The sequence below is a fragment of the Thioalkalivibrio nitratireducens DSM 14787 genome, from assembly GCF_000321415.2.
Classification (GTDB): Bacteria; Pseudomonadota; Gammaproteobacteria; order Ectothiorhodospirales; family Ectothiorhodospiraceae; genus Thioalkalivibrio; species Thioalkalivibrio nitratireducens.
Genome location: NC_019902.2, coordinates 3,151,927 through 3,164,262, shown reverse-complemented (window position 1 = coordinate 3,164,262; position 12,336 = coordinate 3,151,927). Strand labels below are relative to the sequence as shown.

The 12,336-nt window shown below is 66.5% G+C and carries 10 protein-coding genes; 3 read left to right on the top strand and 7 right to left on the bottom strand.

Annotated features, from left to right (window positions below; genetic code table 11):
* Positions 1-67: 67 nt before the first annotated feature.
* The 6 genes from TVNIR_RS14480 to TVNIR_RS14455 all read right to left on the bottom strand — a co-directional run bounded on the left by TVNIR_RS14480 (position 68) and on the right by TVNIR_RS14455 (position 6,977).
* A complete protein-coding gene (locus TVNIR_RS14480) occupies positions 68-1,039 on the bottom strand; it encodes an AraC family transcriptional regulator (RefSeq protein WP_083499539.1) in 972 nt (323 codons plus the stop codon).
* Positions 1,040-1,380: 341 nt separating this feature from the next.
* Entirely contained in the window at positions 1,381-2,823 is a 1,443-nt protein-coding gene (locus tag TVNIR_RS14475; RefSeq protein ID WP_015259811.1) for an acyl-CoA dehydrogenase family protein, read from the bottom strand.
* Between the two features lie 489 nt (positions 2,824-3,312).
* Entirely contained in the window at positions 3,313-4,239 is a 927-nt protein-coding gene (locus TVNIR_RS14470) for a M20/M25/M40 family metallo-hydrolase (RefSeq protein WP_015259809.1), read from the bottom strand.
* 230 nt (positions 4,240-4,469) lie between these two features.
* A complete protein-coding gene (locus tag TVNIR_RS14465; RefSeq protein WP_015259808.1) occupies positions 4,470-4,709 on the bottom strand; it encodes a LapA family protein in 240 nt (79 codons plus the stop codon).
* A gap of 445 nt (positions 4,710-5,154) precedes the next feature.
* A complete protein-coding gene (locus TVNIR_RS14460) occupies positions 5,155-5,526 on the bottom strand; it encodes a nuclear transport factor 2 family protein (protein ID WP_015259807.1) in 372 nt (123 codons plus the stop codon).
* A gap of 281 nt (positions 5,527-5,807) precedes the next feature.
* On the bottom strand, positions 5,808-6,977 hold the full coding sequence (locus TVNIR_RS14455; RefSeq protein WP_015259806.1) for a CapA family protein: 1,170 nt from the start codon (positions 6,975-6,977) through the stop codon (positions 5,808-5,810).
* A gap of 178 nt (positions 6,978-7,155) precedes the next feature.
* Between TVNIR_RS14455 and TVNIR_RS14450 the strand changes: the two genes are divergently transcribed.
* The 3 genes from TVNIR_RS14450 to TVNIR_RS14440 all read left to right on the top strand — a co-directional run bounded on the left by TVNIR_RS14450 (position 7,156) and on the right by TVNIR_RS14440 (position 10,789).
* A complete protein-coding gene (locus tag TVNIR_RS14450; protein WP_015259805.1) occupies positions 7,156-8,040 on the top strand; it encodes a CheR family methyltransferase in 885 nt (294 codons plus the stop codon).
* A 45-nt stretch (positions 8,041-8,085) separates the two neighbouring features.
* The gene (locus TVNIR_RS14445; protein ID WP_015259804.1) at positions 8,086-8,985 is read left to right on the top strand and encodes a hypothetical protein; all 900 of its coding nucleotides are present in this window, start codon (positions 8,086-8,088) and stop codon (positions 8,983-8,985) included.
* Positions 8,986-9,268: 283 nt separating this feature from the next.
* The gene (locus TVNIR_RS14440; protein ID WP_015259803.1) at positions 9,269-10,789 is read left to right on the top strand and encodes an NAD(P)H-dependent oxidoreductase; all 1,521 of its coding nucleotides are present in this window, start codon (positions 9,269-9,271) and stop codon (positions 10,787-10,789) included.
* A gap of 151 nt (positions 10,790-10,940) precedes the next feature.
* Here TVNIR_RS14440 and TVNIR_RS14435 read toward each other — a convergent pair whose 3' ends face one another.
* Positions 10,941-11,867, bottom strand: coding sequence for a complex I NDUFA9 subunit family protein (locus TVNIR_RS14435; RefSeq protein ID WP_015259802.1), 927 nt, complete (start codon positions 11,865-11,867; stop codon positions 10,941-10,943).
* Between the last annotated feature and the right edge of the window lie 469 nt (positions 11,868-12,336).

The following is a 12,336-nucleotide window of genomic DNA, read 5'->3' as shown; positions in this document are numbered from 1 at the left end:
GGCACCGGACCGACCGGCATGGGGAACTGCCGGAATCGGGTCCGGACTGGCATCGCTCGTTTCGAGTCTAGGCAGTGGATCGGGAGTCGGTTTTCAGAATCTTGCGGTCTGGTGTCGGATCTTGCGGTTCGCTGCCGATCACGGCCGGCTGTGATGGCTCGGGATCCCCTGAGGACCCATGGTGGATCTGTTGCCGGTACTCGCTGGGCGTTATGCCGACCGCCTGCCGGAAGTGGCGCGCCAGTTGCGGGAGGGAGTAGCCGGTGGCGGCGGCGACCGCTGTTACCGGCAGGGAGGTTCGTGTCAGGAGATTGCGTGCGTGCTGGATGCGTAACCGCGTCAGGTAACGGTGCGGGGGCAGACCGTGGTTGTGGCGAAAGGCGCGCGCGAAGTGCCACGGCGACAGGCCGGTCAAACCTGCCAGATCGCGGAGCGTGATGCGCTGATCCAGGTTCGCGTGCATGTACTCGATGACCCGCGCCGACTGGTGCGGCGCGAGGCCTCCGCGGCACGCATCGATGTCGCGCGTCTGCTCGGACAGGCGGGCCAAGCGCACGACCACCGCCGAGATCATGCTGTCGATGAACAGGTGCGCGGCCGGGTCGTCGCGCTCCATTTCCTGCCATAGGACGTCCAGGGCCTGGGTAATCAGAGGATCCTGGTGCAGCATGGCGTGCAGCCGCCCGAAGTCCAGGGGGGCGTTCGGATCACACTCAAGGCAGTCGCACGCAAGATCGGCGGGGATGCCAAGGAACCGCATGCGTGCGGGATCGCGCATGTGGCAGCGGCCCGCAACGCGCGGTGGAATGATCACAAACGCCCCGGGTAGTGCGCATCCGGAAAACGGCCCGGCGCCGATGTCGCTGTGATGGCGGAAAGGCCGCCCCACTGCCTGGCTCAGCATCAGTTCGCGGATGGGTGGGGTGGCCAGGTCGCCCGGAGGGTGGGCGTTCTCGAGCATCTGCACCGCAAGGTCGGGCCGGGCACGCGACTCCTCCAGGGACGGTGCCTCTCGTCCCCGGGTGAAGAACTCGAGCATGTTCTGCGACGGTTGCGGCATGTCCTGTACTCCGGAGGGAGGGTATAGACTGCTTCCGGGCGGTCTTCCCCGTTGCCGGGTTGTGCGCGCGGGTATGTAGAGCCGTCGAAATGCGGAGGACAGAATGGGGAGTGCCGTCTGGTGCCTGGGCGCCGTTCTCCTCGGTGCAGCCGCAGGTGCTGGGCGGAGGGGGACCGGACGAACGGTGTCTCGTGTCTGCAAGCCCGTGGCGGGGACGAGCACGGCCGATCGGATCAGAGCAACGAGGGATCGGCCGAGCGACCGTGACGCCAGAGGAAGGCGGATGCCTGCGAGCGCACCGAACCTTCTTCCTGGACCGGTCACGCCGGGGGTGGCGCGAGCGCCTCGGCGGTCCAGGCCGCCAGTTCCCGGAAGACCGGTTCGACCCCAGCTTCGCGCTCGGCCTGGTCCCGGTTCAACAGATGCTCGATCGTCGCCCGCAGGCGATCGGTGCCGGGTGGATGGCCGAGCTGCGTGAACAGGCCCTCGTGGGCCCGATGCCGGGCCATCAGCTCGAGCCCGTCGAGCATTTGGCGGTGCGGCGAGCCTTCCCAGATTGCGAGGATCATCGCCTCCCGGAGCAGTCGCTCGATGCCGTAATCGGCCAATACGCCGGCACCGCCGTGCACCTCCATTGCCCACTGGGCCGTGCGGATCGCCTGTTCAGCGGTCCAGTACTTGGCCAGGTGGGCGATCAGCCGGAACATCCGGTGACGTTCCGAGTACGGGGGACGCTCCTGCCATACCCGGTCCAGCTGCCGTGCTGATTCCCAGGCCAGTCCGAAGCAGGCACGCAGGGAGTTCTGGCGTTCACGCATCTGCCGGTCCAGCAAGGGCTGCTCCAGCAGCGGGCGGCCGAAGGCCACCCGCCGTTCGGCGAACGCGCGTGCCTCGGCGATCGCACGCTGCATCAGCGCAACGCTCGCCACGCTGTTCGCCACCCGCGACACGTTCAGTACCTCCATGATCAGGTAGATTCCCTGGCCCGGCTCGCCCAGCAGCGACGCCTCCGCGTCTTGCAGTTCCACCTCGCCGGTCGGCACCGACCGCGTCGCGATCTTGTCCTTCAGGCGCCGGATCCGGTAGTTCAGGCTCCCGTCGGCGCGTCTGCGGGGTACCAGGAACAGGGCGAGACCGCGGACCCCGTCGGAGCCACCCGCGGGGCGTGCCGCCACCACCGCGACCTCCGCGCCGACGTTGCTCGCGAAGTACTTGTCCCCGGTCAGCCGCCAGCCGTCGGCGACCCGTTCGGCACGGGTCCGAACATGGGCCCCGATGTCCGATCCACCACCGGCCTCGGTGATCCAGGTCGCTCCCTGCCAGAAACCCTTTTCGCGGCCCGCGAGCTGCGGCAGGGTGCGGTCACGCAACGCCGGCGACGCATACTTCAGCACCGCCACCAGGGTTCCCAGCGAGACCGTGTACGGGCAGTACAGGCCCGCATCGAAGAACGCAGTGACGTACCCGATGCGGTACCCGGGCATCAGTGTGCGCTCATCGCTGGCGCGCGCGACCACGCCCAGGCCGTACCCGCGGTCGAGCAGATCCCGGTACTCCGGAGGATACAGAACCCGGTCCTCGCGCTGGCCGAAGCGATCGTACATGCAAAGCCCCGGCGTGCCCGCCCGGTCCAATGCGGCCGAGATCGCGAGACCCCGCTGGTGGAACCAGCGCTCGTATTCGGCCAGCGCCGGAGAGAGACCATCCGCGCCCAGCCAGTGGTCGAGGAGCCGGGCGGGTGAAGCGCTGAGCACGGGAGGCATGGCATCGCTCCGTTCCTGCCTTCGATGCGTGCGAGTGTAGCCCTTGACCGCTCCTAAGACGCGGCGGGCGGGATCCGACAGGTGGCTGACACCCTGCGTCAAGCCGAATAGCGGGCACAGTCGAACAGAGGTTCGCGTGAGAGCATCCATGAATGGGCCGAACGCTTTGCCAATCAACGCTGAGGGCGATGGGTGTCCTCCGGCTTCGCGCGGCAGGTTTCAGCCATGCGCTGGAGTTCCGACCACGCCCAGTGCGCATCGTGCAGCCGTACGTTCGCCCCGTGGCGTCGTACTCGCCCTCGTGGGTCGCCCGCAGCGCGGCGGGATCCAGCGTTTTCATGGGCAGGAAGCATTCGTCACGTGTGCCTGGGCGTTTTCTTCGCGCGAAGGCGAGGGATTCAACCGGAGCGCGTCGAAGTGGACCATGCCGGCGGAGATCGCGTCCTGACAGACTTGCGCGTCGGTCAACAAGCCAGGCGGCCTTGGGTCTCAGCGCTGGCTCATCGTCTCGACGGCATGGGCCAGCGCGGCGGTCAGTCGGGCCATGGTTTCGTAATCCAGGCGGTCGGGGGTATCGTGCGGCCCGTGATAGGCCGGATTCCTGAAGTTGGCGGTGTCGGTGAGCATGATCGCCGGGTAACCCATCTGCTGGAATGCCCAATGATCCGAACGAAGGATGTCCGGGATCAGTTCCGGCGCGGCGAGCCCCTCGGAGGGAACGTCAGCGTGTTCGCGGAACGCCTGGATGGTCTGGCGGACGAGTCCGCGCGATCGCAGGTTGCTGACGAAGGCGATGAAATTGCCGCGGTCGGGGTAGAAATGCCCGAGCAGCGGCGGGTACGACTGACTGTCGGGTTCGTCGCTGTAATAGCCCACCATCTCCAGCGAGATCATGCCCACGATGTCGTCGCCCCTTTCCCGAGCCTGCCGCGCGTAGTGCAGGCTGCCCATGGCCGCGCTGCCGAAAAACGGCGCCTCCTCGTTGGCGAAGGCGACCAGGCGCACGGATCGGCCCAGCTCCGTATCCCGCAGGAGGCGGGCCAGTTCGAGCAGCACGGCGACGCCGGAGGCATTGTCGTCGGCTCCGGGAGTGCCGCGCACCGTGTCGTAGTGCGCGCCGATCACGAGGATCTCGTTGGCGACACCGTCGTGCGGCAGCTGCACCTCGATGTTGTGGAATTCCTGATCCCACGCCGGTACCCGATGGCGGATCGGTTTGTGCCCCGCTTCCCGGAAGGTTCGGGCGATGTAATCTGCCGCCGCGTGCAGGCGTTCGGGCTGCCAGTAGTGCCGCTCGCCGATCTCGTCCGCCAGCATCCGGACGTGTTCCTGCAGACGCTCGCGCAGCATCTGCCCGTCGGCTTTCAGCGGCGGAGGTGTTCCCTGGTAGGATTCTCCCGGCATCTGAAACATCATCCAGTAGGCTCCTCCCGCCATAGCCAGGGCGAACAGCGGAATCAGCCACGACGTGGCAACGACTATACGGCGAGGTGCTGAGCATTTCATCGATCGATCGAGCGAGCGCTGGAGTTTGTTGGGCGCGCGGACCCGCTGCTGTGGACGGGCTCAGCTATATGTCGAATCATTCCGCATGGACCCCGCCCCATCGATGACCGCGTACCGGATATCACCGTTTCCGTGCTCCCCTATTTGCTCACCTTTTCAAAGGGTTGTCCGGAGGATCCGCGGAGCCAGGACCTGATCAGGGATACGACAGCGCCGCCGGTAAGCATGCCCAGGAAGTATACGAGGATGATCAGGGCGGCGAGGGGTAGCGTAAGCCGTAGCGTGAGAAACTGAACGGTCACCGTGGTCAGGTTCTGGAGGGTGAAAACCAGCACCGCCACAGTGAGGAGAATGATGAGGAAAATGTTCACGTAACGCATGACCGTCCTCCATCTGCCCACGGATTCGCACGGCCTGGCGCACAAGCGAAAGGTTCCGGGGGCGTTTTCATGCGAACGCCTGGTTCTCGCTCTCGGCGGGCCGCTTTACCAGGATACCCGCTGGTCGTGCTCGTACTCCGGCGCGAGCTGGGCGCAGGGGCGAGTTGGGGGCGAGCACGCCCGAGTCGCGATGGCGATGCTGTCGGGGTGGCGGAATCAATCAGCGCGGCGATGCGGCCGACGAGCTCCAGCGGCGACAGGCTGCTAGGTGCGCCCATCCCGACCCGGTTTGGGGAGGTGGTAGACCAGCCGCTGCGCGTCGACCGGGGTGCACCGGGCATGAACAGTTCATCTTGAACTGCGCGTGATGCCCGGTCGGTACTCAGGCCTTGGGGCTGACCAGGGTGCGTACAGGGGCCCGGGGGCGGAGCCCCTGTGTTGTGGCTCAGTGCGTCGTCTCGTCCCAGGCCTGAACGTCCACTTCGCGCACGATCTTGCCGTCGCGCAGTTGCATCATGGCCGAGCAGAACACGCGCATTCCGTCCGCATACTCGCATGCTTCGGTGAAGGCCATGTGGTCGTCTGCCACGACCTCCTCCTCGATGCGATGGGTCAGCGGCCGCTCGAAGATCTCTCGGAAGTAGTTGGTGATCGCCTCCTTGCCGTGCAGCTCCAGGGGCGTGCTGGGCGGATGGCGCTGGTCGATCACGCGCAGGTCTGCATCGTCGGCATAGAGGCTGAGCAGCAGATTGAGGTCGTGCTCCTCGAGGGCACGGTGCAGGTTATCGGATAGGTTGGCGGTCACGGTGGCTGCCATGGGGGCCTCCCGAAATCATAGTGACTCGACACCAGGGCGGGTCTGCTGGGTACGCCCGCAACCGATCGGCGATCTGGTTTCGATGCGCATCGCAGATCGGCCGAAGCGATGTCCCAAGGTTCACTGGGAACCGGTGCGATGCCCGCTCCGGCAGTGGTAACTTCGAGTATAGGCCTCTCTGCAGGGATTGGGGGCGGCGAATGGTTCCCGGCACGGCCGCTCTGCCGTGGATCCCGGATCTCTTTCGGCTGCGGGGTCATGCGGACCGCGATGGATCGGTATCAGCCCTGTCGGGCGACTGCGTCCCGCACCCACTGCAGCCGGCCTTCCTCGTCCCGGGTGAAAGGCGGAGCATCCCCGCGGCGCTCCCGGTTGAGGACATCCTCCAGCCATCGGCTCGCTTCTTCATTGGCCCGGTGCAACGCAAAGCGTTCCCTTCGCATGGGTGTCATCCAGAAGCGGAGCAGACGGCCATCGGCCGGAGCCAAGCGGCAGAAGTACATCAGGGCCAGGTCCGGGCGAAAGGACTCGTAGCCCCGGAGTCCCTCGTAGTCGTTGATGAAGTCGCCGCAGCCGTACAGGATCGGCCGCCCCCGGTAGAGTTCCATGCCCCGGATATGGTGGGACGAGTGTCCGTGGATCAGGTCGGCACCGGCATCGATCAGCCGGCGGGCGAGGATCGTGTGCTCCCGCGGGATCCGGTAACCCCAATTGCTGCCCCAATGCACTGACACCACGGCCAGATCACCTGGACGCTTTTCAGAGCCGATCTGCTGGACCAGCGCCTCGGCGCCCTCCCGCGCGTTGCCTGCGCGCCACACACCGGCCTGTTCGTCGCGTGCGGCCCACTCGCGTGGGATCCCGCTGTCGGCAAGCCCGATGCTCCAGATGAGCACCCGCGCGCCCGGACCCGGCTGCACGCACGCGGGCCGGCTCGCTGACAATTCGTTGGCGCCCGCGCCCGCATGGGCGATGCCCATGCGGTCCAGCACGCGGCAGGTTTCGCGCAGGCCTTCGTGGCCCCAGTCCAGCACATGGTTGTTGGCCAGCGCGCAGAAGTCGATTCCAGCCGGCTGCAGGCAGCGGGCGTTGCCCGGGTGCATGCGGTAGTGGATCGCCTTGCCCGGCCAAGGGACGGAGTGGCGAGTGATGCTCGTTTCCAGGTTGATGAGCCGGACCGAAGGCCGGAATCGGGCCAGTTCGCCCAGTGCGTCGCCCCAGATGTAGTCGAAACCGACTGGCGCCGGGATTTCGCCATGAGCGGCGGTCGCCAGATCCACATAGTCCCGGGCGTTACGTACATAGTCCTCGTAGAGTTCGGGACTTGCGGGATGGGGCAGAACCTGGTCGATGCCCCGTCCGGTCATTACGTCGCCGCAGAAGAATAGCGTGACGGTATGGTCCGGCGGGATCCCGGGTATCCCGAATCGGGATCCAGAGCGGTGTTCCATGGCGCCGTCCACCGCTGCCTTGCCTGTATTCAGTGTAGCCGGCATCCTGGACTCGCGCTCTTGGTGCATCGCGGCCGTGGCAAACCGGTGTCAGACTCGGGGTGCAGGCCGCGCTGTTCCAGTCAGACGGGACAGTCGGGCGCCGTCTGGAGGGGCACCGCACACCGGTGAAACGAACATGAAGGATCCGGACTGCGTCGCCTTTCTCCAGTGGGCGCTACCGCGCATGCGGCTGCGCTGGCCGGGCTTTCGGCGCGTACGCAGGCAGGCCTGCAAGCGCATCGAGCGACGGATGTCGCAGCTCTCCTGCGAGGACGCCGCGGCCTACCGCCACTACCTGGACCGGCACCCGGAGGAGTGGCGTGTACTCGATGCACTGTGCCGGATCACGGTCACCCGGTTCTATCGCGACCAGCGGGTCTTTCAGGTGCTTGTCGAGCGGATCCTGCCCGAACTGGCCCGAACGGCGGTTGCGCGCCGGGCCCGCGAACTCCGAGTTTGGTGTGCCGGCTGCGCGTCGGGCGAGGAACCCTACACCCTGTCCATCGCCTGGCATCTGGAACTCGCGGGACGCTTCCCGGAACTGAACCTGGAGATCCTCGCTACCGACACCGATGACGGACTGCTGCAGCGGGCCGCCGACGCCTGTTATCCGTGGAGTTCGATCCGCCATCTGCCGCAAGGCTGGCGCTCGCGCGCCTTTAAGACGCATGACGGATGCTTCTGCCTCGCACCAGTTTTCACCGCTCCGGTGATCCTGCGCTGCCACGATGTGCGCACACCGCTGGACGCGGGCCCGTTCGATCTGATCCTCTGCCGCAATCTCGCGTTCACGTATTTCGAGCCCGCGCTGCAGCGGGAGGTGGCGCGGGCGATGTACGAGCGTCTCCGGCCGGCTGGCGTCCTGTTGCTGGGCGCACATGAACGCCTGCCGGAGGGCACGCCGGGGTTCGCGGTGATCCCGGAAGGGCAGTCACTTTATCGAAGGCCCCGCACCGGCATTGCTGCCTGCCCGCCGGATCCCGCCGGGGGTAGGGCGCAGGGTACGGGATCGCATGGCTGATGCACCGGGTCTAAAAAAGGCATCGGGCCCACGGAGGCGCGGGATATGGAATTGCGCATCACGACGTGGTGGTTCTGGGTCGGCTTGCTTCTCGCAGTACTGTACGGATTGCAGGCTGCCATGGCAGACGGCGGCGTGCCGTTGCACGAGCGTGTGGCGGAAACCCTGGAACGGATCGACGCATCGCCCCTGGATGCGCCCATAGCCGTTGATTCCACTGATGACGACAGTACCCCTCGGGGCGAGATACGGGCGGTCGTGGATGAATCCTTCGGCACGGTGTCCGAAGCGCTCGGTTCGGCCGGGAACTGGTGCGAGATCATCTTTCTCCACCTGAATGTGAAGGCGTGCGTCTTCGAGCAACGGGATCCGGGCGTGTCCCTGCGAATCTACATTGGCCGCAAAGAGTTCGAAACTCCGGACGATGTGACGGGGCTGGATCTGGATTTCGAGGTGATCGAGGCGACCGAGCACCGGCTCGAGATCGGGCTGCACGGGGACGACGGGCCTCACGGCACGCGTGACTTCGCGATGGATCTGACCGCGGTGCCGATCGACGGGAACCGCACGCTACTCGAGTTCCAGTATTCGCTCGGTATCGGAGGCACCACACGGCTGGCGATGGACGTCTATCTTGGCAGTGTCGGTGCGGAGCGTGTCGGTTTCAGTCGGGACGAGGACGGCGAACTGATCGGGGGTTTGCGGGGCATGATCGAGCGTAACGTGATGCGGTTCTATCTCGCGTTGCAGACTTTCCTGGAGACGCGCGAGGTTCCGGAGAGCGAGCGCCTGCAGGCTCGACTCGAGCGATGGTTTGAACTCACCGAACGCTACGCGGAACAATTGCGCGAACTCGATCGCGACACCTACCTGTCCCAGAAGGCGCGAGAACGGGAGCAACAGGAGGCGATGTGGCCGGATCCTGTCCTTGCCGTTGCTGGATAGCTGAGCCTGCCCCGTTCTGGACACTGGGTCCAACGGGTGTGGGGCCAGAGAAGCGTCGTTACCACTGCGTTGATGGCGGCCGGTGGGCGGATCGATGCCTGCACGTGACATGGGTTCCGTGGGACGGGGGGGCGGGTGCCGCGCACGGTGCCGCTGTGGAGATCGGGGACCGCAGGTCGGGTGCAGCGGGCGTCGAGCTGGGTTGAGCTGGAAGGAATCTGTTGCGTGTCCGGATGAATGTTCTCTATCGTCGTCCGGGTCGGGTACGACCAGTGGAACGACCATGAAGGTTCTGATCATCCTCGGGCACCCGCGCGACCAGAGCCTGTGCGGGGCGTTGGCCCAGGCGTTCAGCAGCGGGGCGCGCGAGGCGGCGACCGAGGTCCGGCAGCTCAATCTGTCGGCGGTCGCATTCGATCCGCATGTACGCGCGAAGTCGCCAGCACAGCAGGCGCTGGAGCCGGGACTGCAAGAGGCACGGGAGCTGATCGTCTGGGCCGAGCACCTGGTGTTCGTCTACCCCACCTGGTGGGGCAGCGTGCCGGCGCTCTTGAAGGGGTTCCTGGATCGGGTATTCACGCCCGGGTTCGCGTTCCGGACCTGCGAGGGGGGCACCGGCTATCAGGGGTTGTTGGGGGGGCGCTCGGCACAGTTGATCACCACCATGGACACGCCGCCGCTGATCCACCGCCTGGTCTATCGCCAGCCCGGGCGCAACGCGATGGCGCGTGCAACGCTCGGTTTTTGTGGCATCGACCCGATCCGTTCGCTGGTCTTCGGCCCGGTTCGGGATTCCAGTCCCGAGCAGCGCCAGCGATGGCTGGAACGCGCCCGCCGCCAGGGACAACAGCTGCGACAGGGCCGGGTTACGACGTCGGAACGGTTGCGGCACAAGACCGACGCCTGGTTTCGGGCCCTGCGGCTGCAGTTCTATCCGATGACTTGGCTCGCCTACACCGCCGGCGCGCTCGCCGCCGCCCCGGCCGGCGGTGTTTTCGGGAACCCGCTCTTCTGGCTGGGCTATCTCTGCTTGTTCCTGCTCGAGGTCGCGACTGTGCTGATCAACGAGCAGGTGGACTTCGCGAGTGATCGCGGCAACCGGTTCTTCGGTCCGTTCACGGGCGGATCGCGGGTGCTGGTGGACGGTTTGCTGAGCCGGCGCGAGGTTGCGGCCGGTATCGTGTTCAGCCTTGCGGCCTTCGCGGCAGCGGCGGCAGGGTTGCTGGCCCTGACGCCGGGTTCCTTTCCGGTCGTGCTCGCGGTGCTCGTCGTGCTGGCGGTACTGGCGATCGGGTACACCGCACCGCCGCTGAAGCTCAGTTACCGGGGCCTTGGCGAACTCGATGTGGCGGTCACCCACAGTCTCGGCGTGATGCTGTGCGGTTTCGTGTTCCTGGGCGGCCCCTGGCAGGAGCCGCTGCCGTGGCTGCTGAGCCTGCCACTGCTGCTCGCGATCCTGCCCTCGATCACCCTCGCGGGTATCCCGGACCTGGAGGCCGATGCAGCGGCCGGCAAATGCACGTTGGCCGTCCGCTTCGGGCACCGGGATGCCCTGTGGCTGTCCATCGTTTTCACGGGGCTCGCGGCGGCCGCTGCCCTGATCTGGGACCTGCTCGGCCTGGCCGCGGGCGCGTACGCGGGTGTGGCCTTGGTCGCGGTCCCGCATGCCTTCTGGCTGGGCTGGCTGCTGTACCGGCGCCTAGAATCGGACAGCCCGCCTGGCCGCATCGACGGACTGATGGTGGCTTCCCTGACCTTCGTGCTGTGGTTCGGGCTCGTTCCTGTGCTGCGCCTCGCCGGTTGAGAGACTGGGGCTCCGGGACTGGCTGGGGGGCATTGACCGGGGGCGCAGGGTCGGACCCGTTCGTGCCGCCACGAGGACTGCGGGTGAGTATTCGACTGCGAAGCCCAGCTCCCGCGCGTCGCTGGCCATAGTACTCAACCGGGCGGGGGCATCACGGGGTATCGCGACCTTGACCGGGTTTCAGGCAGTGCGGCAGGCTTTCCTCCAAGGAGTGCGGCGCGATACCCAGGTCCGCGAAGGTGGCCGTGCCGGGATGGACGACGTTGTCCTTCTGCATCAGCAGCACCTGGTCCCGTGTCAGCGGCGGGTTCGGCAGAAACATCGTCAGGCCCGCCAGCGTCCGCCACAGCAGGAACGGAACCGGCATCAGCAGCCGGCGTCGTCGTCCGCAGTGGTCGAGTACCTGCTCCACGATCTCGCGGTAGCGGTAGACGCGGGCGCCGCCCAGCTCGAACAGCGATGCCGCGGGATCGGCAGCCGCGGTCAGGCGGGCGACGGCCTGGGCTACGTCGTCGACGAACACCGGCTGCAGGCGCGTATCGCCGCGGCCGAACAGCGGTATGACCGGGAGCTGCGCGAGACGGGCCAGGTTCGCGAGGAAGGCGTCTTGTGGACCGAAGAGTACGCTGGGTCGAACGATGACCGCATTCGGGAATGCCGCCCGTACGCTCTGCTCACCACGGGCACGGGCGCGCACATAGAATGAAGGCGACGTCACGTCCGCGCCGATACCAGAAATGTGCACCAGCCGCCGGACGCCGGCCTCCCGCGCCAGGCGGGCCATCCGGCCGGCACCCGTCACGTGCACGGCCTCGAAAGTGTCGTGACCGCCGGCCTCGGCGTAGAGGCTTACCGCATTGACGGCTGCCGTGGCGCCGTCCAGGGCCCGGGCGACGCTGGTTTCGTCATGGATGTTGGCCGTGGCCAGCTCAATGGCGTCACCGGCGCCTGCCCAGGCCGGCCGGACCGGATGGCGTGCAGCGATACGGACCGGTCTGCCCGAAGCCACGATCTCCCGGACGATCCGGCTGCCCAGAAACCCCGTGCCGCCGAAAACCGTGGTGATGTCGGGAGTCATCGCAAACCTCCTGCGTTGAAAGCCGGGTCTTCAAGGGTTCGGCGGTCTGAGCGCGTCTCGCAGGCAAAAGGGCTGTCCCGCGCGATATGCATTATGGTGGACTCCCAGGTACCGGAACACCTCCATCTTCTCAGAGACATCAGCGGACACCCAAGCCGATCGGTGCCAGAGACACCCGGGAGGACGTCGACGTCACGGGCGTGGTCTGTGGCGGACCGGAGCTGGAAACCGCCTGGATCTCAGCCACGCCTTCGAGGTCTCCACGCCCGGATACCAAGGCTTTGCGCCGGGTTTCCCGCTCCTTCGCGTCCACGGTTTCGCGCCGGCCCCGTGCGGGAGCGCCAACGCTCGTGTCAGTGCGAGGGTCTGGTGCCTGGGAAGGATCGTCTTCACGGAGTCTTCCCCATCTTCGCCAGGCCAGCCTCTGGGAACCAAACGCAGTGCAAGCAGTTTTCGGAACCCTTTGGCA

Bases quoted from the DNA above. Each gene is read 5' to 3' on its own strand.
- TVNIR_RS14480 (WP_083499539.1), bottom strand. From the start codon at position 1,039: ATGCTCGAGTTCTTCACCCGGGGACGAGAGGCACCGTCCCTGGAGGAG.
- TVNIR_RS14475 (WP_015259811.1), bottom strand. From the start codon at position 2,823: ATGCCTCCCGTGCTCAGCGCTTCACCCGCCCGGCTCCTCGACCACTGG.
- TVNIR_RS14470 (WP_015259809.1), bottom strand. From the start codon at position 4,239: ATGATGTTTCAGATGCCGGGAGAATCCTACCAGGGAACACCTCCGCCG.
- TVNIR_RS14465 (WP_015259808.1), bottom strand. From the start codon at position 4,709: ATGCGTTACGTGAACATTTTCCTCATCATTCTCCTCACTGTGGCGGTG.
- TVNIR_RS14460 (WP_015259807.1), bottom strand. From the start codon at position 5,526: ATGGCAGCCACCGTGACCGCCAACCTATCCGATAACCTGCACCGTGCC.
- TVNIR_RS14455 (WP_015259806.1), bottom strand. From the start codon at position 6,977: ATGGAACACCGCTCTGGATCCCGATTCGGGATACCCGGGATCCCGCCG.
- TVNIR_RS14450 (WP_015259805.1), top strand. From the start codon at position 7,156: ATGAAGGATCCGGACTGCGTCGCCTTTCTCCAGTGGGCGCTACCGCGC.
- TVNIR_RS14445 (WP_015259804.1), top strand. From the start codon at position 8,086: ATGGAATTGCGCATCACGACGTGGTGGTTCTGGGTCGGCTTGCTTCTC.
- TVNIR_RS14440 (WP_015259803.1), top strand. From the start codon at position 9,269: ATGAAGGTTCTGATCATCCTCGGGCACCCGCGCGACCAGAGCCTGTGC.
- TVNIR_RS14435 (WP_015259802.1), bottom strand. From the start codon at position 11,867: ATGACTCCCGACATCACCACGGTTTTCGGCGGCACGGGGTTTCTGGGC.